This window comes from Sulfitobacter rhodophyticola, assembly GCF_041281685.2.
Classification (GTDB): Bacteria; Pseudomonadota; Alphaproteobacteria; order Rhodobacterales; family Rhodobacteraceae; genus Sulfitobacter.
Window position 1 is genome coordinate 2,985,191 of record NZ_CP166251.2, and the last position, 19,237, is coordinate 3,004,427.

Below are 19,237 nucleotides of genomic sequence, written 5' to 3' on the forward strand. Positions count from 1 at the left end.
GCACCACGCGATTTCCCTGATGGGCTGCTAACGCACCCCAAGCCCCATCTGCATCAACATCTTGCGCACCGGCGCCATCGCATAAAGCGCATTCAGCCCCGCCGCCCGCGCATCGCGCGCCAGCGGTGCACTGGCCTGACTGGCCCGGTTCAACAGATCAATACCGCGCACCCGCAGGTTAATGTCGTTGTGCCGCGCCTTGTGATAGGCATCGAGCATCACGGCATCCCCCAACCCCTCAGGCCGGGCTACCGCCAGATCAAGCAACGTCTGCGTATCCGCCAGCGACATGTTCAGCCCCTGCGCGCCAATGGGGGGCAACACGTGTGCCGCTTCGGCAATCAGCGCAATCCGCTGACCCGATAACCGTTCCGCCTGCTGGCTGATGATCGGCCAGACGTTGCGCGGCGTGACCAGCTTGAGCGGCCCGAATTGATGACACGACCGCTCCGACATCTCTGCCTCGAAATCCTCAACGGGCGCGTCCGCCCGCGCCATCGTCTTGGGTCCATCGTCCATCCAGACCACCGCAGAACAGGGCATCCCCTCATGATCTGGCAGGGGCACGAGTGTGAACGGCCCCCCCGTGCGGTGAATTTCGGTTGAGATATTGTCATGCGGGATGGGATGCGTCACCGCAAAGGCCAGCGCCTTTTGCCCGTATCGGCTGGTCGAGACGCCAATACCCGCCGCCTGCCGCATCGGGCTGCCGCGCCCATCGGCGGCTATCACCAGCTTGGCCACCACGGGCCCGCCTTCCGTCAAGCCGACCTTGGCGGACCCGGTACGCGTAAACAGCGATGTCGTCCCGGTGCCGGGCCGGAAATCCACGCGATCCAGCGCATCCAACCGTGCCACCAACACCCGCCGCAACAGCCAGTTGGGAAAGTTCCACCCAAACGGCTGCTCGGAAATATCCGCCGCATCAAACTCCCGCACGACGCGCGGTTCGGCCACCTCTCCGCCCGCATCAATGATCCGCATCACCTGCAAGGGGGCGGCATGTTCCGCCAACCCGTCCCAGACACCCGCCGCTTCCAACACCTTGCGCGCAGGCTGCAGCATCGCGGTGGATCGCATGTCAGCCCCTGCATCATCGCGGCCGGTGATCGGCGGCGCAGGATCTACACAGATGACGTTGAAACCCGCCGTACCAAAGGCCGCCGCAGCGGTCATGCCGGCGATGCCGCCGCCGGAGATCAGGATATCGCATGTCTCTGTCATACGCCTAACCTAAGCCGTCAGCCGATCAAGAAAACCGGTCAAATCGTCCGTGTGGTATTCGATATGCGCGGCATCCAGTCGCGCCGGAGCCACATGCACCGTGCGCATGCCCATGGCGTGGGGTTCTGCAAGGTTACGCGCATCATCCTCGAACATTGCCGCGCGCGCCGGGGTCAGCCCGTCGCGGGCAAACACCCGGTCAAAGGCCGCGCGGTCCGGCTTGGGGTGAAAATCAGCGTGCTCCACCCCATAGATCGCATCGAAAAGTCCGCTTAACCCGCGCGCTTCCAGCACCCGTTCGGCATAGGGGCCGCAGCCGTTGGTATAGACGACCTTGCGCCCGGGGAGGGCGGTGATGCGTGCCGCGAGCGCCGGATCGGGGCTAAGGCTGTCCATCGAAATGTCGTGCACGTCTTCAAGATAGGGGGCCGGGTCCACGTCATGCTCGCGCATCAGCCCGGCCAGCGTGGTGCCATGGGTGCGCCAGTATTCCACGCGCAGCCTGTCGGCTTCGGCCCGGTCCACGCCCAGTTCAGCCATGACCCAGGCGGTCATCCGCACCTCGATCAGATCAAACAGCCGCGCGGAAGGCGGATAAAGCGTGTTGTCCAGATCAAAGACCCAGGTTTCAACGTGAGAGAAAGCATCGCGCGGCATGGCTGACAGTTAGGCCGAAGTGCCGACCGGTGCAACCGCAGCCGGGCTTGCGCATCACCCAACGCGCGCTAAGGTATCGCCACACAAAGGAACTTCGCCATGCCTGCACCCAAACCCGGTCCGACCGACGCCTACACCATGATCCTCGAAGCGATCGACGAGGGCAGCTATCGCCCCGGCGACCGTCTGGTGGAAAGCGAGTTGGCAGAACGGTTCGGCGTCTCCCGCACGCCTGTGCGCGAAGCGTTGCAGCGGCTTGAGACTCAGTCGCTATTGGCGCGCGACGGGCGCAGCCTGATCGTGGCGTCGCTGGATCACAACCAGACCGCTGAGCTTTACGTAGTGCGCGGCGAACTCGAAGGGTTGGCTGCCCGCCTTGCCGCCCGCCACGCCACCCCCGAAGAAGTGCGCGTCCTGCGCGAGATGGTGACGGCGGATGACGCGCTGATCGACGATCCCAAGGCGCTGGCGCGCGCCAACAGGCGGTTTCACAAGCAGGTGCATCTGGCCTCCCACAACCGCTATTTGGTGCAGCAGCTTGACCTCGTCTACCGCTCCATGGCGCTGATGGCGACCACGTCGCTTGCGGCGGAGGGGCGCGGAGAGATCGCGCAGGCCGAACATGACCGCATCGTCAGCATGATCGAGGCCCGCGACGAGGACGGCGCGGACGAGGCGCTGCGCGGACATATCTCGGTGGCCTTCGTCACACGCCTGAAGCAGGAAGCCGCACGGCTTGAGAAAGAAGGCTAAAGCGCGCGTTTCCGGTGCGGTTCAGGCCCGCGCATTTCATTCACGTTTGCTTCTCTGCCCGCGTTGCTGCGCACGGAGACCCATGAAGGTTCCGGGGCGGACAGGATCACACCATTTGCGGTTGGCGCCACATCTTCCAAGGTGGCTTGCGGCACCTGCGCGGCCTCGGACAGTCCGTGCTGGGTCTTGTCCCAGTAGAACGGGCTGCTGATGAATTCGGACACCGCCTTGAAAGCGGCCAGCGTGCCCAGCGGAAAATAGACAGGCAGGCTCAGCGCCCAGCCCAGCAGATGGCGGTGGGCGGGTCGGCCGACCGCAACGGCGGCAATCAGCAGGTTCAGCGTCTCGCACAGCAGGAAAAACACCGCCAGACCCCACATAGCCCCGGACCCCAGCGTCAACCCCACGGGATGCGGCATGCCCGCCAGCGCCAGCCAGAACGACCATAGAAGCGGCGCGCACAGGAACTGGGAAAACGTCGCCAGCAGCATCGTCTGCACGCCCAGAAACCGCAGCAGCCCAAGGTCTTTCAGCAACACGCCGGGACGCCGCATGTGCACGCACCACGTCACCAGAAACCCCTTGAGCCAGCGCGACCGCTGCCGCACCCACGGCCACGCGCGGCAATTCGCCTCCTCATACGTCACGGTGGGCAGCAATTCCGTCACATAGCCATGGCGCGCCAGCCGCACGCCCAGATCGGCGTCCTCCGTCACGTTGTGCGCGTCCCAGCCGCCCAGATGTCGCAGCACCTCCGCCCGAAAGAACAACGTCGTCCCGCCCAGCGGAATCACCAGCCCCAGCCGCGCGATACCGGGCAGTATCACCCGCCACCAGCTTGCATATTCGATGGTGAAACACCGCGACAGCCAGTTGCTGCGGCTGTTGTAATAATCCAAGACCCCTTGCAGACACGCGACCTTTGCGGGCGCTTGCTGAAACCGGGTCACGACGCGTTCGATCTGATCGGGTTCCGGCGCGTCTTCGGCGTCCCACACCCCGATGATGCTGCCACGGCAAAAATCCAGCGCATAGTTCAGCGCGCGGGGTTTTGTGGTCAGCTGGTTGGCTTGCGGCACTTCGATTACGGTGATCCACGGCGGCAGCTTGGTGCGCGCCAGCGTCTCGCGTGTGACGGTATCGCCTTCCTCCAGCACCAGCACCACGTCAAGCAGCGACTTGGGGTAGGTCAGCTGCGACAGACGGTGGATCAACGCGCCCGCGATCTCCCGCTCCCGCAGCAGTGGCACCAGCATGGAAACACGGGGCAAGCGGAAGGTGTCCGGCGCATGACCCGGACCGGGACCTGCGTTCTGTCTGCGGCCGCGCAGCATCGCCAGCAGGGCCGCGGCCTTCAGGGCCGTGCTCATCATCAGGGTCATCACCGCCCACAGGATCATCACCGTCAGCGTCCACAGCGGGCTGAGAACCAGCGCGCCCAGCAGCCCCGCCACACATGCCCCGGCCCAGATCCGGCGGCGCAGGCTTTGCCCGTCCCACCCTCGGCAGCTTTCATGGGCAGGCACACGTGTTGCCGCCTTGCGGGCCAGTTCGTCACCGTAAAGACGGCTGATCTGCGCCTGAATGTCCGTGGCATCGGCCACAACGGGCAGCAGTTTCAGACTGCTGTTGGCCATGCACGCCCGCAACCGGTGAAACTGCACCGGATTGTCCGTCGCGACCAGCAGCGCGCCGCCGACCAGCCGCCAGGGCACCACGTTGAATTGCAGGGCAAGGGAGGCGGGCAAATGCCTTCGCAATGCCTTGTCCGGCGGATCCAGCGCAAGATCGACACGTTGCACCCCATGTTGGCGCGACAACGCGTTCAGCATGTCGCTGCGCGCAATCAACCCCTCCGCGATCAGGATTTCACCCAAGGGCGCATCCATATGACGCTGTAACGCAAGCCCGTGCATCAGATCAGATGCACTGATCGCACCATCATCCACCAGCAGACGGCCAATCGGCTGATGCCGCCGGGGGGCCACGGCCGCTTGCGGGTCGGACAGGTGCAGCCGGGGGGTGCTCATTGCATTCGCGCCTTACATCTTAACGTAAGGTGAATATCCGCGAGACTGGTTAATCCAAGGTTAAGGCGTGGTGAACCCCCGCACTGTCCACCTCAGGCGGGCGTCTTGTCCCGCTCCGCCATGGCGGCGGCAAACCGTTCGAACAGGTAATAGCTGTCCTGCGGCCCCGGAGAGGCTTCGGGATGGTGCTGCACCGACCAGACCGGCCGCCCCTCCATCCGTATGCCGCAGTTTGATCCGTCAAACAGCGACACATGCGTCTCCACCACGCCCTCGGGCAGGGATTGCCCATCAACCGCAAAGCCGTGGTTCATCGACGTAATCTCCACCTTGCCGGTGTCGTTGTCCTTGACGGGATGGTTGGCACCGTGGTGGCCGTGGCTCATCTTGATGGTCTGGCCGCCAAGGGCAAGGGCCAGCATCTGGTGTCCCAGACAGATGCCAAAAACGGGCAGGTCGGTCTTGTCCAGCACGTCCTTGATCATCGGCACCGCATATTCCCCCGTGGCCGCCGGATCACCGGGACCATTGGACAGGAAAACACCGTCGGGCCGATGCGCCATCACATCGTCATAGGTGGCCGAAGCGGGCAACACCGTGACCTCGCACCCCGCCGAGGCAAGACAGCGCAGGATGTTGCGCTTGGCACCATAGTCCACAGCGACGACCTTGTGTTTCGGCGCGGTCTGCTGAACGTAACCCTCCGGCCAGGCCCACCGCATCTCGTCCCAGCGATAGGATTGTGCGCAGGTCACGTCCTTGGCCAGATCCATGCCCTCAAGCCCCGCAAACCCGCGCGCAGCGGCGATCAGCGCTTCGATATCGAAATTCCCCTCCGGGTCATGGGCCAGTGCAACATGCGGCGCGCCCTGATGCCGGATCGCGCGGGTCAGGCGCCGGGTGTCCACACCGCCAATGGCAATGCGCCCGCGCGCAGCCAGCCATTCCGACAGCGCCTGCGCGTTGCGCCAGTTGGAGGGATCGGTGGGCATCCACTTGACCACCATGCCCGCCGCGACCGGATCGCCGGTTTCATCGTCATCGGGATTGGTGCCGACATTGCCGACATGCGGAAAGGTAAAGGTCACGATCTGCCCGGCATAGGACGGATCGGTCATGATTTCCTGATACCCGGTCATCGCCGTGTTGAAACACAACTCCGCCTCTGTCTGGCCGGTGGCACCAAAGCCCATGCCATAGAAAAGCGACCCATCCGCCAGCGCAAGGCAGGCCGTGGGGTGAGAGGGGACAGGCGCAGTCATGAGGCAGCCTCCGGCAATGGGCATGGGGTAAAACGGCTGCAACCTACTGCCGTGCGCAGGGCGGGTCAAGGGGCGGGAGGAAAACAGATTGTATTTGAAAACAGTACGTTATAGGTGCCCCGTTGCCATTGCGCCTTGAGGTCGGTATCGCTATGGTCCCCGCCTGACATGACCCCGCTCAAGGACTGATCCCGATGACACTGCGCGCCCGCATTTCCGAAGCCTTGAAACAGGCAATGAAAGACAAAGCCGCCGACCGGCTGTCGACCCTGCGGCTGATCAACGCCGCGATCAAGGACAAGGATATCGCCGCGCGCGCGACGGGCAATGATGATGGCGTTGCCGAAGACGAAGTGCTGGCGATCCTCGGCAAGATGGCCAAGCAGCGCCTTGAATCGGCCCGCGCCTATGAGGAAGGCGGCCGGCTTGATCTGGCCGAACACGAACGCGCGGAGATCGAAGTGATCGAGGAATTCCTGCCCCGCCAACTGACGGAAGAAGAAGCCGCGGCTGCGGTGGAAAAGGCCATCACCGACATGGGTGCCGATTCCATTCGCGACATGGGCAAGGTGATCGGCGCGCTGAAGTCGCAGTACACAGGCCAAATGGATTTCGGCAAGGTCGGGCCGATGGTGAAGGACCGCCTGAGCTGATTTAGCGCCGTTGTATCAGAAAGATACGCCGGGACATTTATGTCGCGTCAGGCGCGGCGCAGGCTCCGCTCCAGATCATCGTAAAGCGATATCCGCTCGTCCTCGCTCAGGAATGCGCCGATCTCCACCTCCCGGCCATGGCCGCTCAGCGTGACGTAATGGGGCACGGGGCCGTCTTTCTCGTATTTCGTCACGCGCGTCCAATACCGGTTGCAATCCCACTCCTTCACCTCGCCCTTGGGGGTGGTGTGGGTCAGATGCGCAGTGTCACCGTCCAGCGTCAGCACTTCCTCGATCTGGCGGGCGCGATGGTTGCTTTGCAGCGCGAAATAGATGCCGGCAACCGCCGCCAGGGCAAAGGGCAGGATCCCCCACAGCAGGACAGTGCCCAGCAGGCTGAAGGTAGGGATCAGGATCAACGTGAAGGTGGCCAGCACGAAAGCGGCAAACCCGCGCGGCGGCAGGGATTGATGCGGCCACAGGCGCATCTGCTGCCGGGGGGCTTCGGGGGATGTTGTCCATTCATAGGGCATGCGGCGGAAAATAGCGAAAGCCCGGGCCGTTGCAATGCGGCAGGATGGTACAGGGCCGATCTTGGGCCGATCTTGCGCCGATCAAGGGCCGATCAGGTCCCAGCGGTTGCCGAAAATGTCGCGGAAAACGGCAACGGTGCCGTAGGTTTCATCGCGGGGTGCCTCCTCGAACGTCACACCCTTGGCCGTCAGCGTCTTGTAATCACGCTTGAAATCATCCGTTTGCAAGAACAGCCACACGCGCCCCGCCCCCTGATTGCCAATCGCCGCACGCTGCGCGTCGTCGCCAGGCTGCGCCAGAATGAACCCTGCACCGCCCCCGGGCGGGGTGACCCGCACCCAACGTTTGTGCCCCTGATCAATATCCTCGGTCAGGTCGAACCCCATGACACCGCAATAAAACGCGATGGCCGGGTCATAGTCCGGGATGATCAGGGTCACGGCGGAGAGCTGCATGGCCGGATGATGACAGGACCGCGCGGGAAAGCGAATAGGGCTTGGATGGAATGAGGCGAAAGGCGGGTTTAGGGCCGAAGCCGCCAATAAGAAAAGCTGCAGCCTCTATCGAAATCGATGGACAGTGAACCTTTGCTTGGCCGCTTAGCGATTGCTCGTTGACTGATAAGGTGCCTCACGTAGAAGCACACCGATGGCTCCAATAATGGCGATTGGCCCCCACGCGTAGGGCGCTGGCGTGGTCCAGAGCGCGGGATTGGCGAAGGTTGCTAAGCCGATTCCGATAACTGCAAATTCTGCGCTCATGGCCGAAGCGATGATCGCGAGCGCGACATGCTCGCGATGACGCGCAGCGAGGAAAAACATGACGACCATTGCGAGGACCGCGACCGTATCGACGTGCCAGGAGAAATTGTGCATCCACACGACATCAGGGGCGAGGGCGGATGTTTCAAGCGGCCCCAACATCTGCGGGGCCCCAAGCCACTCGTGTGCGAGGACGCGAGGCATGGAGAGCGTGGCAGCGAGCAGATAGAAAGTTCGGGACAACCGAGGCACGCTATTTCCTCCAAGCTTTGGTGGGTCCAGTATTTGAGGACAACGCTGTAGGCTAAGCTGTCGCTTCCACCTCTTCGATAAAGCTCAGGACCTTGTCGAGGTAGTCTGACGGGTTGTCCTCCCACGCATAATGCGCGGCACCGGGAACGACAGCGAACCTGCTGTTCGGCAAAAGATCGGCCAGCCGCTGCGAATTGGATACGGACACAAACGTATCGAACTCACCATGAAGGACCTGCACGGGGGTTTCGATCCGGGTAACATCGCGCTCAAGCGCCGGTGTTTCGTTTGGATAGCTGCCCAAAAAACCGACTTGCCCGCGCAGCTTGGCAAAGCGTGTGGACCCGGCAAGGTAGTCTGCTTTCGCCTCGCGCGACGGTTTGCTGAGGCGATACCCGATGTTGTTCGCGGCGGCGCAGTAGATGCGCCCACCGATGGGACCACCGGCAGATAGGGTCGCCCACTGAGCAAGACGCGAATACACAAGAGTGCGAAGTGGAAACGAACCCTCCACCTTTCCGACAACGCCAGCATCGCCCACGGTGCCTGATTTGATCCGACCGGGGTTATCCGCCATGAACCGCATCAGGGTCGGGGTGCCGATATCCGGGCCGACCGCATGCGGGTGCGTCAGCCCGAAGTGATCCAGGATCTTGCCCAGAAAAACCGCGTGTTGGCTGACGGTCGTCACGTGCCGCGCGGGATCGGAGCCGCCGTGATTTGGCAGGTCTACTGCCACCACGTCAAAGCTGTTCGAGAGTTGATCCCACCAGTTTCGGTAGGTCAGAACGCTCATGGGTTGCGGCGAGGTCAGCAAGAGCTGCGGCTTACTTTCATTCCGGCTGGCGGCAAAGCGGATCTTTATTCCGTCGATTTTGGTCGTCTCAAACTTCATCTGTCCTGATCCTGCCTAGCTGCGTTGGAGGTCAAGCTAGGCCGGACCGCGTACTGCCGAAACATGCAAATGCGGTCAAGCGCTTGCATTTTGCCCCAATCAACTTGCACAACTTGCAAGTGGGGTGTTTTGCCGCGATCAAATGCGAATAGACCAAGAACGGATGAGGAGACGACAGTGCAGGGCACATATCCGCTCGCGCTCGGGCTGAACGCCTGCCGCATGCTTGGGATCGACCCCGCAGACATGCTCCGCCAGGCCGGTCTCGGCGATCTGGACCCCAAGCAGGCAGCGCTTGGCGTGACCGCCGCGCAATATGTGGCCGCATGGGACGCGATGGTCCGTTTGGCCGGGCACGAGGACTTGCCAATCCAGCTGGGCATCGCCATTGCGCGTGGACCGATCGTTCCGGTCTTTCTGGCGCTGGATTGCGCGCCCGACCTCGAACAGGGCTTGCGCCGGATCACCCGTTACAAGCGTCTGATTGGACCGACGCGGATGCACGTCTATGGCGAAGATGCGAAACTGACAGTCGAATACGACAGCAGTGCTCCCGGACAGGCGTTACCCACCTCCATGCTCGCGCTCTACCTTGCGTTCGTTGTCGAAAAAGCTCGGCTGATGACTGCCCGACCGATGATCCCGGTGGCGGCCACGCTCAAGGCTCCCGAAGACGCGCGCCGAAGGCTCGCCCGCCATCTCGGCGTGATGCCGAAATACGGCGAAAAGGCCGCGCTGAGCTTCTCGCGTGCCGATGCAACGGCACCATTCCTATCCGAGGCCCAAGGGTTGTGGGACGCGATGGAACAGGACCTGGAACGGCAGCTTGCCGCACGTGCCAGAACGAGCAACATGTCCTCCAAGGTCTCAAGCTCGCTCCTGACACAACTGCCATTGGGCAAAGCTGACGTGGTCACGGTGTGCGAGGAATTGGGCGTCAGTCGCAGCACTCTCCAGCGGCGCCTCCGCGACGAAGAAACGACGTTCCAGGAAATCCTCGATACGACCCGCAAAGATCTTGCGCTGCGGTATCTGACCAGAAGCAACCTTGCGAACGAAGAAATTTCTTACCTGCTGGCTTATAGCGATCCGAACAGTTTCTTCCGAAGTTTCCGCCGTTGGACCGGGTTATCACCGAGCGAAGTCCGAAAACCGGCCGGTGAGGTCGGTGAATAGTGAAGACGGTGAGATCCTGCACCCCCGAAGGTTCTCTGCACGGGCAGTAGCCACACCTGCAAATGTCGTTTTCTTCCCGCATAGCGCACATCAACCATACCACGGATTGGCACTCTCAACGGGACCGAGCCACGCGTGCACAACCAAGCGCAAAGGCCCCCCGTACGGGGGGCCTTTGGTCGTGTGTTCATCGTAACGTGCTTAGTGGCAGGCGGGACGCGTGCCGGGCAGCAGGACCTTGTCGACCACATGGATCACGCCGTTGTCGGCCATGATGTTGGCCACAACCACTGTGGCCATATCACCGGTGCCATCCGCAATCGTCACGCCGGACGCGCCCTTGGTGATGCACAGGCGCTCGGAGGCGAGAACCGGCTTGAAGTAGTTGGACCCATTGGGGATCATCTCTGCCGTCAGCTTGCGGTCGTCGACGTGGTACAGCAGCACGTCGGTCAGCTGGCCCTTGTTCTCGGGCTTCAGCAGTGTCTCGACGGTGCCTTCGGGCAGGGCGGCGAAGGCGTCATTGACGGGGGCATACACCGTGAAGGGCCCGGGGCCTTGCAGCGTCTCGACCAGACCAGCCGCAGACACCGCCGCCACCAGGGTGGAGAAACGTTCGTCGCCCGCGGCGATATCCACGATCGTGTTGGCCGATGCGGCCGTGCCAAGTGTCAAAGCCGTGGCTGCGATGGCTGTCAGTTTGCGCAAGTTCTTCATATCCAGGTCCTTTCAAATTTCATTGTGTGCATTTTGCACACGCCTGATATGAGATAGATACGGCGGGGTTTCCCAACTGGATCAAAAGTTTTTCCGATCCATCTGGATTGCCAAGGTTCTGCCGTTGCGGCGCGCGGGCCTTTGCCCTAATCAGGCGCAAACGTTTTCAAGGAGAGTGCCATGCGCCTCAGCCGCTATTTCTTGCCTGTATTGAAGGAAAATCCTGCCGAGGCGCAGATCGTCAGCCACCGGCTGATGCTGCGCGCGGGCATGATCAAGCAAGCCAGTGCGGGGATCTATTCGTGGCTGCCGCTGGGCTTCAAGGTGCTGCGCAAGATTGAAAACATCGTGCATCAGGAACAGGCGCGTGCGGGTCATCTGGCCATGCAGATGCCCACGATCCAGTCGGCGGATCTGTGGCGCGAAAGCGGTCGCTATGATGCCTACGGCGAGGAAATGCTGCGCATCAAGGACCGGGGCGGGCGCGACATGCTGTTCACGCCCACGGCGGAGGAATTGATCACCGACATCTTCCGCGCCCACGTCAGCAGCTACAAGGACCTGCCGCTGACCATGTACCAGATCCAGTGGAAGTTCCGCGATGAAATCCGCCCGCGTTTCGGCGTGATGCGGGGCCGCGAATTTCTGATGAAGGACGGCTACAACTTCGACCTGACCAAGGAAGACGCGCTGCACGCCTACAACCGCCACCTGGTCAGTTATCTGCGCACTTACGAACGCATGGGGCTTCAGGCGATCCCGATGCGCGCTGACAGCGGCCCCATCGGCGGGGACGATACGCACGAATTCCTCGTGCTGGCCGAAACGGGCGAGAGCGAGGTGTTCTACGACAGCGCCGTGACCGACCTGACCTTCGGCGACCGTCAGATCGACTATGACAGCGTCGAAGACTGCGCCGCGGTGATGGAGGAATTCACCCACCTTTACGCCCGCACCGATGAAACCCACGACGCAGAATTGTTCAACGAAGTGCCTGAAGACCGCCGCCGCACCGCGCGCGGTATCGAAGTGGGCCAGATCTTTTACTTCGGCACCAAGTATTCCGAACCTCTGGGCGCAACCGTGCAGGGGTCGGACGGCAAACCCGTGCCCGTTCATATGGGCAGCCACGGCATCGGTGTCAGCCGCCTGCTGGGCGCGATCATCGAAGCCAGCCATGACGACAAGGGCATCATCTGGCCCGAAGGGGTCACGCCCTTCCACGTCGGTATCGTTAACCTGCGCCAGGGCGACGCGGAAGCCGATGAAGCCTGCAAGGCGCTTTATGACAGCATCTCCGCCCTCGGGATGGAGCCGCTATATGATGATCGCAAGGAGGGGGCAGGCGCGAAATTCGCCACGATGGACCTGATCGGCCTGCCATGGCGGATCACCGTAGGGCCACGGGGCCTGAAAAACGGTGTGGTCGAATTGACCTCCCGCCGCACAGGTGAAAGCGAGGAACTGCCGCCCGAAGACGCCGTCGTCAAGCTCACGCAGATTTACGCCGGGATGATCTGAAAGGTGTACGCGCCTTTTGATCGGCGCGTGCAACTCTGCTAGACTGCCGCAAAACACTCAGGCAGGAGCAGTGCCTTGAACATCCGAAGTCTCGTCGTCGCATTGGTGTGCGCGGCGCAATCGGCCGTTGCCGGTGTCCCCGATCGCCTTGAAGAGGCGTTCGAAGGCTGGGTCGGCGAGGTTGGCGTTGAAAACGCCGTGCTGACGATCTGGAACAAGGGCACGCACCAGCGCGACGTGGCCATAGGCATCAACGCCGACATCCCGGTGGAGCTGGCCAGTCTCAGCAAGGCGGTAACGGCCCTTTGTGCTGCACATCTGATCGCGGCGGGCGATTGGACGGCGGACACGACAAGCCGTGCCGTCCTGGGCTATGGGCCTGACAACCTGACCGTCGGTGGCCTGATGACCCACAGTGCGGGCCTTGCCCCTGATCAGACCCAGGGCGCGATGCCGCGTTGGCTGGACCGGGAAAAGGATCGTTCGGCTGTGGCGGCTGAGCATGCGCTGACGCGCAGTGCCCAGACCGGAACCTTGGGCAGCTATACCTATAACAACGAAAACTACGCCGTGCTTGCCGCGATGATCAGCGCCGAGACGGGGCAGCCCCATACCGAGTTCTGTCATGATGCGGTGTTGAAACCTGCCGGGGTCGGGGATGCAAGGCCCTCGCCGCGCACCGGCAGCATGGCAGGCTGGGGCGGCTGGATGATGCCGGTGCAGGACTACGCGCGGCTGATGCACTGGGCCTACGGGCCGGACGGCATGATCGGCAGCGCCCCGCAGGACTGGCCGCAGGCGGACATGGGCGGCGGTGCGTTCTATGGCGTGGGCATGACCCAACGCGCTTTTCGTGGTTCCATGAACTACTGGCATTTTGGTGCCTTGTGTTTTCCCGGTCGGCTGAACGTGGGCACCTATGCGGTCCGGTGGATGGAGGACTGGAACATCGTCGCGTACTACGACGCCTGCCTTTCCTGGGATGACATGATCAATCTGGACAACGTGCTGTCGGCGGCGGTGTTCCAATGATGCTGCGGGCGCTTACCCTGTCTGCGGGGCTGATCGGGGCGGCGGCATCGTCGCAATTTCCTGAATATTCACAGCAGTATACACAGCGGCTCGGCGGCGCAGTGGATGCGCTGGCAAAGGTGGTCGCGGATTTCGATGGTTCTGCGGCTGCCGTCGGGCTGAGCCGGGAGGCAGCGCTGGACCAGATGACGGGCACCGCCTTTCTTGATCGCCGCCGACGGGATATGCAGGCCACCTTCGCCCGCCATGACCGCCTGCGGGCCGATCTGGCGGCATTGCAGGGCACAGGGCCTTTCATGCGCGCCTATCACGCCGCCCGTATGACCGACCCGCAGATCGCGCAGGCCACGATTGAAGCATATCAACCCGCACTGCCGTTGACCTTTGCCGGGCTCAGCTTTGCGGGCGCGGGATTTGTCGTGGCGGCAGGTCTGTTCGGGCTGATCCTGCGCCTGCTGGCATGGCCTTTGCGGCGGCGTCGCAAGGTTGCCGCAAAGGCCGCTTGACCCCACCTGCCGCAGACCCCACTTTGCGCCCGATCCCAAGGAGCCCCCATGGCCAGACCCTCCGCCCGCACGGCGCCCTTTGCCCCTTTTGAATGGATGATCGCCTGGCGGTACCTGCGTGCGCGCCGGGCCGAAGGCGGGGTCAGCGTGATGACCTGGATCAGCCTGATCGGCATCACGCTGGCGGTCTTCGCGCTGATCGCGACGCTGTCGGTCCGCTCCGGCTTCCGGGCGGAGTTTGTGGACACCATTCTGGGCGCAAACGCCCATGTCACCGTCTACACGCTCGGAGAGGTGCAACCCAACGGCCAGCTGGACCGCCGCATGGCGGATTACGAAGCGCTGGCTGAGAAGGTGCGCGCGGTCCCCGGCGTCACGCGCGCGGCCCCGCTGGTGCGGTCGCAGGTGATGGCGAACAAGGGTGAGGAAAACGCCGGGATCGAGGTTTATGGCATCGCAGCGGCGGACCTCAAAACCATTCCCCGCATCGCCGATCCGGAAACCGCGATGGGCGATATCAACCGGTTCGACGAAGGCATCGCCATCGGCAGCGGCGTGGCGCGGTCCCTGCGGGTGGGCGTGGGCGACACGATCCGCGTGATCTCTCCCAACGGGGTAAAGACCGCCTTCGGCACGTCCCCGCGCGTGAACGGGTACGAGGTTGTCTATATCTTCTCCGCCGGGCGCTATGACATCGACCGCACGCGCGCCTACCTTCCGCTGGCCGAAGCGCAATCCTTCTTTAACCGCGAGGGGTTCGTGGACGAACTTGAAGTGATGGTCGAAGACCCCGAAGCGGTGGATACCCTGACCACCCCGCTGATCGAGGCGGTCGGTGGGCCTGCGCAGCTGTGGTCCTGGCGCGATGCGTCGGGATCGTTCCTGAGCGCGCTTGATATCGAAGACCGGGTGATGTTCGTGATCATGAGCGTGCTGGTGCTGATCGCGGCGATGAACATCGTGTCTGGGCTGATCATGCTGGTCAAGAACAAGGGCCGCGATATCGGCATTCTGCGCACCATGGGGCTGACCGAAGGATCGGTGCTGCGGGTGTTCTTCATCTGCGGCGCGTTCACCGGCATCATTGGAACGGTGCTGGGGGTGATCCTTGGATGTCTCTTTGCGCTTTATGTCGATCAGATCTTTGCCTTCGTGAACTACCTGTCGGGCGGTACGGCCTGGGATGCCTCCGTCAGGGGCATCTATTTCCTGCCCGCCAAGCTGCAACTGGGTGATGTGCTGTCTGCGGTGGCGTTGTCGCTGGGGCTGTCCTTCATCGTGACCATTTTTCCCGCCCGCCGTGCCGCGCGCATGAACCCGGTAGAGGCGCTGCGTTATGAGTGATCCGGTCTTGCGGCTTTCAGGCATCACCAAGGTCTACAACCCCGGTGCACCCAATGAAGTCAATGTGTTGCGGGGCGCCGACCTGACAGTGGCACCGGGCGAGGTGGTCGCGCTTGTGGCCCCATCGGGGGCGGGCAAATCAACCTTGCTGCATATCGCGGGGCTGCTGGATGCGCCGGACGCGGGCCGGGTGGAAATCGCAGGCACCGACATGACCGGACAAAGCGACCGCCGCCGCACCGCAGTGCGCCGTCGGGACGTCGGCTTCATCTATCAGTTCCACCACCTGCTGCCGGAGTTCACGGCGCTTGAAAATATCGTCCTGCCACAGTTGGCGAACGGCACCGCCCGCGGGCAGGCCGATGATCGCGCCCGCGATCTTCTGGACAAGGTCGGCATTGCCGCACGCGCCGATCACCGTCCTGCGGCGCTCTCGGGGGGCGAACAGCAGCGCGTCGCCTTCTGCCGCGCGCTGGCCAATGCACCGCGCCTTTTGCTGGCGGATGAACCCACGGGCAACCTTGATCCCTCCACCTCTGACCAGGTCTTTGCGCGGCTGATGGATCTGGTCCGCGACACCGGGCTGTCAGCGGTCATCGCCACCCACAACCTTGATCTGGCCGCCCGGATGGACAGGCAGGTGCGGATGGAAGCCGGTCAATTGCATCCGGCGTAATGGACGCTTGACGCAGCCCGCAGCGCTTTGCAAAGTACGCCACGGCCCGCCATTTCGGTGCAAGGACAGGACCGCCATGGCTCAAATATCCCTCAAGACCATTCACGACACCACACAGGCCGCGTTGATGGCCCATGGGGCGGATGCCTTTCCTGCGGCCGAAGTGGCCCGCGCGGTCGCTGCGGCGGAATCGGTCGGCAACAAGATCTGCGGACTTTATTACGTCGAAAGCTATTGCCAGCAGTTGCGCAGCGGACGGGTGAAGGGTGGTGTGACGCCTGCCGTGAATACCCCGCGCCCTGCGGTGGTGCAGGTGGATGCGGGGTTTGGCTTTGCCCAACCTGCCTTTGCCTACGGGCTGCCCGTCGCGCTGGATGCGGCACGGCAATCGGGGGTGGCGACGCTGGCGGTATGTCACGCGCATACCTGCACCTCGCTGGGCTATTTCACCGAACAGATCGCGCGCGCCGGGTTCATCGGTCTGGGCTTCACCAATGCCTCCCCGATCGTGGCGGCACCTGGGGGCAAGACCCGCGTGATCGGCACCAACCCGATTGCCTTTTCCGTCCCGGACGGGGCAGGCGGCATTGCGATGCAATTCGATCAGTCGACCACCACAGTGGCCCTTGGCAAGATCACCATGGCCAAGGCAGCGGGGCAATCCATCCCCGAAGGCTGGGCGCTGGATGCCGACGGCAAGCCCACCACCGATCCCGATGCTGCGATCAAGGGCTCGCTCATTTCCACGGGCGGGTACAAGGGGTGGGGTTTTGGCCTCATGGCCGAGATTTTGGCCGCCGGGCTGACGTCGTCCGTGTTGTCACGCGATGTCAAACCTCTGAAGGCGCCCGACGGGCCGCCGCATGACCTGGGGCAGTTTTATCTGATCATCGATCCCAGCGCGTCGGGCGATTTCACCGCCAAGGTGGCAGCGTTGAGCGACGCGGTGGCGCAGGACGATGGCGCGCGGATGCCGGGGCAGGGCAAGGCCAAATCCGACCCGGTTGAAGTGGAAGATGCCGTCTGGGCACAGATCGAGGCGCTGGCAAACACCTAGCGCCCGGACCCTAGACCTGCTGCGTCAGCCAGACGCCCACCGCCATCAGCCCGATGCCCCCCGCCCGCGTCAGGCCCAACGGCGACACCTGCGCGCCGAACAACCCGAAATGATCAATCGCCGCAGCTGAAATCAACTGACCCAGCAGGACGAAGAACACCGCGTTCCCCAACCCGAAATGCGGCGCGATATAAGTGATGCTGAGCACATAGAACCCTACCAACAGCCCCGCGATGAAAAGATGCCGGGGCGCCGTGGCCAGCCGCGCCCATTGGTGCGGCCCGGTGACCATGGCCACGATCAGGCATGCCACGAAGGCCACCACGAACAGCACCGTTGCCGCCGCCGCGGGCGACCCGATCGTGCGCCCCAGCGCGGCATTCATCGCCGCCAGCACCGGGATGCCGATCCCGGCCAGCAGCATCACAAGGGCATATTGGGCCATCAGAAAATCCTCATCCGCAGATCCCGCGCAATTCGACGCCGTCCCACGGCAGGCGCACGTCATGGACCCGGGTTTGCGGCAGCGCGGACACCGGCATGACCTGCGCGATCAGATCATGCAGCCGTTTGGTGCGCGGCGCCTGCGGCGCCAGTGCGCGACAGCAGACATATTCCTCCACGATGGAGCCTTGCTGCTCAAACCCGAAATCAAGGAACTTCGGATCGCCTTCGATGTCGAAAAGGTAGGGGTCGCGCTGAAACCCGTGCTCTGATGCGGCCAGCAGCGGGGAATAACCCGTCAGTTTGCGGTTCTGCCATTGCCAGACATGCGTCGCCTCATGCGCCAGCAGCATGGCGGCGACAAGGCCGATCTTTTCGGGATAGGCGGGCATGTAATCATCCAGATACCAGTCGCGGTCGAAAAGGACGCTATTGAACAGGGCCACGGCGGCGGGTTTGGCGGTCACGACGTCATCGGTCTGGGGCGGCAGGATCAACTCGCGGCAGGTGGTGCGGGGCCGTGGCTTGCGTTTGAACGTGATCGACCGCGTGGGCGCACCGTTGTGCAACCGCATCTGATTGGCGTCCAGACCGGTGCCGTGCAGCGTGTCCAGAAAGGCGCGTTCGCTGGTGGTCAACGGGCGGCCACAGCCGGTGACGAAAAGGAGGGTCAGGAGGAGAACAAGAGCACGGATCATATCCGCAGTAAGGCGCGCGCGGGTCGTTTGCGCAAGGGGTAATCAGCGCGCGAATGTCGCCGTCGCAAGGGCCACCGTCCGGGCGGAGGGCAGGGCGGTCAGCACGCACCGGGCATAGACCGGAATGCCGCCCGCGCATGTCACCCTGTCCGTGGCGTGAAGGCGCGGGCCGGGGCAATCTGGCCCGATTTTCGCAATGGCCATCCGCAGATCCAGCACGGAACGGGCGACGTTGGTTTCCGAAGAGACCGCTGCGGTGGCGTATCAGTGTTACAAGGCGCTGACACCATCGTGCGCTTTAGTGACCGATTGGTTCCTTTTCCTGAACGCCCATCGCCCCCATCTTTTTCCCAGATCGCAGGGGCAGGATGCTTCTGCGGCACACACCGCAGCGAAGATACCGCTGCCCGGAAAGGAAACGATATGTTGAGAGTGATTTTCCCCACCGTCTTCGGATTTGCCGCCCTGATGACCGTCTGGTGCCTGACCGCGCTGACCTACATGATGTAATCCCACGGAAAGGTGCGCCCGTATTGATCTGGATCAGGGCGCGCCTTGCTATCCTTGTGCACTCTGCCTGCAGCCCAGCAAAGGAGAGTGCCATGAAATACCTCATCCCCCTGATCATCGCCTGCCTGCCCATTGGCGCACAGGCCCAGGACGCCGCGGAAGGCGAGGCGCTGTACCAGACCCACTGCGCCGCCTGCCACGGGATCGAAGCGCGCGGCAACGGCCCCATGGCCCCCATCCTGACCCTGCAACCGCCCAATCTGCGCACCTTGACGGCGCGGTACGACGGCGTGTTCCCGGTGGTGCGCGTGGTGACCCGCATCGACGGGCGCGACCCGCTGGTGGCGCATGGCTCGCCCATGCCGGTCTATGGGGATTTCTTCGAAGGGGATGACACGGCGCTGAAGGCGGAGACGGGGCAGCCGATCATGACGAGCCGGGCGATTGTGGATTTGGTGGCGTATCTGAATGGGGTGCAGGAGTGAGGGTGCGCATTCACTGCGCACCAAACCCGGTCTTTATGTTGCGAAGCGGC

At 63.1% G+C, this 19,237-nt stretch carries 22 protein-coding genes; 10 read left to right on the forward strand and 12 right to left on the reverse strand.

Annotated features, from left to right (window positions below):
• Positions 1-27: 27 nt before the first annotated feature.
• Positions 28-1,224 (reverse strand): UbiH/UbiF family hydroxylase, encoded by a 1,197-nt coding sequence (locus AB4X18_RS15670; protein ID WP_432816779.1) that lies wholly within the window; start codon positions 1,222-1,224, stop codon positions 28-30.
• Positions 1,225-1,233: 9 nt separating this feature from the next.
• A complete protein-coding gene (locus AB4X18_RS15675) occupies positions 1,234-1,881 on the reverse strand; it encodes a pyrimidine 5'-nucleotidase (RefSeq protein ID WP_370400969.1) in 648 nt (215 codons plus the stop codon).
• A 99-nt stretch (positions 1,882-1,980) separates the two neighbouring features.
• Between AB4X18_RS15675 and AB4X18_RS15680 the strand changes: the two genes are divergently transcribed.
• The gene (locus AB4X18_RS15680) at positions 1,981-2,634 is read left to right on the forward strand and encodes a GntR family transcriptional regulator (RefSeq protein WP_370400970.1); all 654 of its coding nucleotides are present in this window, start codon (positions 1,981-1,983) and stop codon (positions 2,632-2,634) included.
• Here AB4X18_RS15680 and AB4X18_RS15685 read toward each other — a convergent pair.
• Both AB4X18_RS15685 and carA read right to left on the reverse strand, forming a co-directional pair.
• Positions 2,631-4,664, reverse strand: coding sequence for a glycosyltransferase (locus tag AB4X18_RS15685; RefSeq protein WP_370400971.1), 2,034 nt, complete (start codon positions 4,662-4,664; stop codon positions 2,631-2,633). The genes AB4X18_RS15680 and AB4X18_RS15685 overlap by 4 nt on opposite strands.
• A 92-nt stretch (positions 4,665-4,756) precedes the next feature.
• Complete coding sequence (carA, locus tag AB4X18_RS15690; protein ID WP_370400972.1) at positions 4,757-5,926, reverse strand: glutamine-hydrolyzing carbamoyl-phosphate synthase small subunit; 1,170 nt, start codon at positions 5,924-5,926, stop codon at positions 4,757-4,759.
• A 194-nt stretch (positions 5,927-6,120) separates the two neighbouring features.
• Between carA and AB4X18_RS15695 the strand changes: the two genes are divergently transcribed.
• Positions 6,121-6,579 carry a GatB/YqeY domain-containing protein gene (locus AB4X18_RS15695; protein ID WP_432816780.1) on the forward strand — a complete coding sequence of 153 codons (459 nt, stop codon included), beginning with the start codon at positions 6,121-6,123 and terminating at the stop codon, positions 6,577-6,579.
• Between the two features lie 47 nt (positions 6,580-6,626).
• On the opposite strand, the gene AB4X18_RS15700 is transcribed toward AB4X18_RS15695, so the two are convergent.
• From AB4X18_RS15700 to AB4X18_RS15715, 4 genes are all read right to left on the reverse strand, one after another.
• Positions 6,627-7,112: a DUF2244 domain-containing protein gene (locus AB4X18_RS15700; protein WP_370400974.1), complete on the reverse strand. Its 486-nt coding sequence runs from the start codon at positions 7,110-7,112 to the stop codon at positions 6,627-6,629.
• An 81-nt stretch (positions 7,113-7,193) separates the two neighbouring features.
• Positions 7,194-7,568, reverse strand: a complete 375-nt coding sequence (locus AB4X18_RS15705) for a VOC family protein (RefSeq protein WP_370400975.1) — start codon at positions 7,566-7,568, stop codon at positions 7,194-7,196.
• Between the two features lie 144 nt (positions 7,569-7,712).
• Entirely contained in the window at positions 7,713-8,036 is a 324-nt protein-coding gene (locus AB4X18_RS15710; protein ID WP_432816781.1) for a hypothetical protein, read from the reverse strand.
• 142 nt (positions 8,037-8,178) lie between these two features.
• Entirely contained in the window at positions 8,179-9,021 is an 843-nt protein-coding gene (locus tag AB4X18_RS15715) for an alpha/beta fold hydrolase (protein WP_370400977.1), read from the reverse strand.
• A 177-nt stretch (positions 9,022-9,198) separates the two neighbouring features.
• Here AB4X18_RS15715 and AB4X18_RS15720 point away from each other — a divergent pair, with 177 nt between their 5' ends.
• Positions 9,199-10,197: an AraC family transcriptional regulator gene (locus AB4X18_RS15720; RefSeq protein ID WP_370400978.1), complete on the forward strand. Its 999-nt coding sequence runs from the start codon at positions 9,199-9,201 to the stop codon at positions 10,195-10,197.
• Between the two features lie 201 nt (positions 10,198-10,398).
• On the opposite strand, the gene AB4X18_RS15725 is transcribed toward AB4X18_RS15720, so the two are convergent.
• The gene (locus AB4X18_RS15725) at positions 10,399-10,914 is read right to left on the reverse strand and encodes a fasciclin domain-containing protein (protein WP_370400979.1); all 516 of its coding nucleotides are present in this window, start codon (positions 10,912-10,914) and stop codon (positions 10,399-10,401) included.
• 180 nt (positions 10,915-11,094) lie between these two features.
• Between AB4X18_RS15725 and proS the strand changes: the two genes are divergently transcribed.
• The 6 genes from proS (at position 11,095) to AB4X18_RS15755 (ending at position 17,050) form a co-directional block, all read left to right on the forward strand.
• Positions 11,095-12,435, forward strand: coding sequence for a proline--tRNA ligase (gene proS / locus AB4X18_RS15730; protein ID WP_370400980.1), 1,341 nt, complete (start codon positions 11,095-11,097; stop codon positions 12,433-12,435).
• A gap of 75 nt (positions 12,436-12,510) precedes the next feature.
• Positions 12,511-13,467: a serine hydrolase domain-containing protein gene (locus tag AB4X18_RS15735; RefSeq protein WP_370400981.1), complete on the forward strand. Its 957-nt coding sequence runs from the start codon at positions 12,511-12,513 to the stop codon at positions 13,465-13,467.
• Entirely contained in the window at positions 13,464-13,973 is a 510-nt protein-coding gene (locus AB4X18_RS15740) for a DUF2937 family protein (RefSeq protein ID WP_432816782.1), read from the forward strand. The genes AB4X18_RS15735 and AB4X18_RS15740 overlap by 4 nt, the downstream gene beginning before the upstream one ends.
• A 96-nt stretch (positions 13,974-14,069) precedes the next feature.
• Positions 14,070-15,317 carry a lipoprotein-releasing ABC transporter permease subunit gene (locus AB4X18_RS15745; RefSeq protein WP_370402645.1) on the forward strand — a complete coding sequence of 416 codons (1,248 nt, stop codon included), beginning with the start codon at positions 14,070-14,072 and terminating at the stop codon, positions 15,315-15,317.
• A complete protein-coding gene (locus AB4X18_RS15750; protein WP_370400983.1) occupies positions 15,310-15,993 on the forward strand; it encodes an ABC transporter ATP-binding protein in 684 nt (227 codons plus the stop codon). The genes AB4X18_RS15745 and AB4X18_RS15750 overlap by 8 nt, the downstream gene beginning before the upstream one ends.
• Before the next feature lie 76 nt (positions 15,994-16,069).
• Complete coding sequence (locus tag AB4X18_RS15755) at positions 16,070-17,050, forward strand: Ldh family oxidoreductase (RefSeq protein WP_432816783.1); 981 nt, start codon at positions 16,070-16,072, stop codon at positions 17,048-17,050.
• Between the two features lie 10 nt (positions 17,051-17,060).
• On the opposite strand, the gene AB4X18_RS15760 is transcribed toward AB4X18_RS15755, so the two are convergent.
• The 3 genes from AB4X18_RS15760 to AB4X18_RS15770 are packed head-to-tail and all read right to left on the reverse strand — an operon-like array spanning position 17,061 to position 18,396.
• Positions 17,061-17,495 carry a DMT family transporter gene (locus AB4X18_RS15760; protein WP_370400984.1) on the reverse strand — a complete coding sequence of 145 codons (435 nt, stop codon included), beginning with the start codon at positions 17,493-17,495 and terminating at the stop codon, positions 17,061-17,063.
• Positions 17,496-17,505: 10 nt separating this feature from the next.
• On the reverse strand, positions 17,506-18,192 hold the full coding sequence (locus tag AB4X18_RS15765; protein ID WP_370400985.1) for a hypothetical protein: 687 nt from the start codon (positions 18,190-18,192) through the stop codon (positions 17,506-17,508).
• Positions 18,193-18,234: 42 nt separating this feature from the next.
• Positions 18,235-18,396 (reverse strand): hypothetical protein, encoded by a 162-nt coding sequence (locus AB4X18_RS15770; protein ID WP_370400986.1) that lies wholly within the window; start codon positions 18,394-18,396, stop codon positions 18,235-18,237.
• Positions 18,397-18,794: 398 nt separating this feature from the next.
• Here AB4X18_RS15770 and AB4X18_RS15775 point away from each other — a divergent pair, with 398 nt between their 5' ends.
• Positions 18,795-19,187: a c-type cytochrome gene (locus AB4X18_RS15775; RefSeq protein WP_370400987.1), complete on the forward strand. Its 393-nt coding sequence runs from the start codon at positions 18,795-18,797 to the stop codon at positions 19,185-19,187.
• Positions 19,188-19,237: the final 50 nt, after the last annotated feature.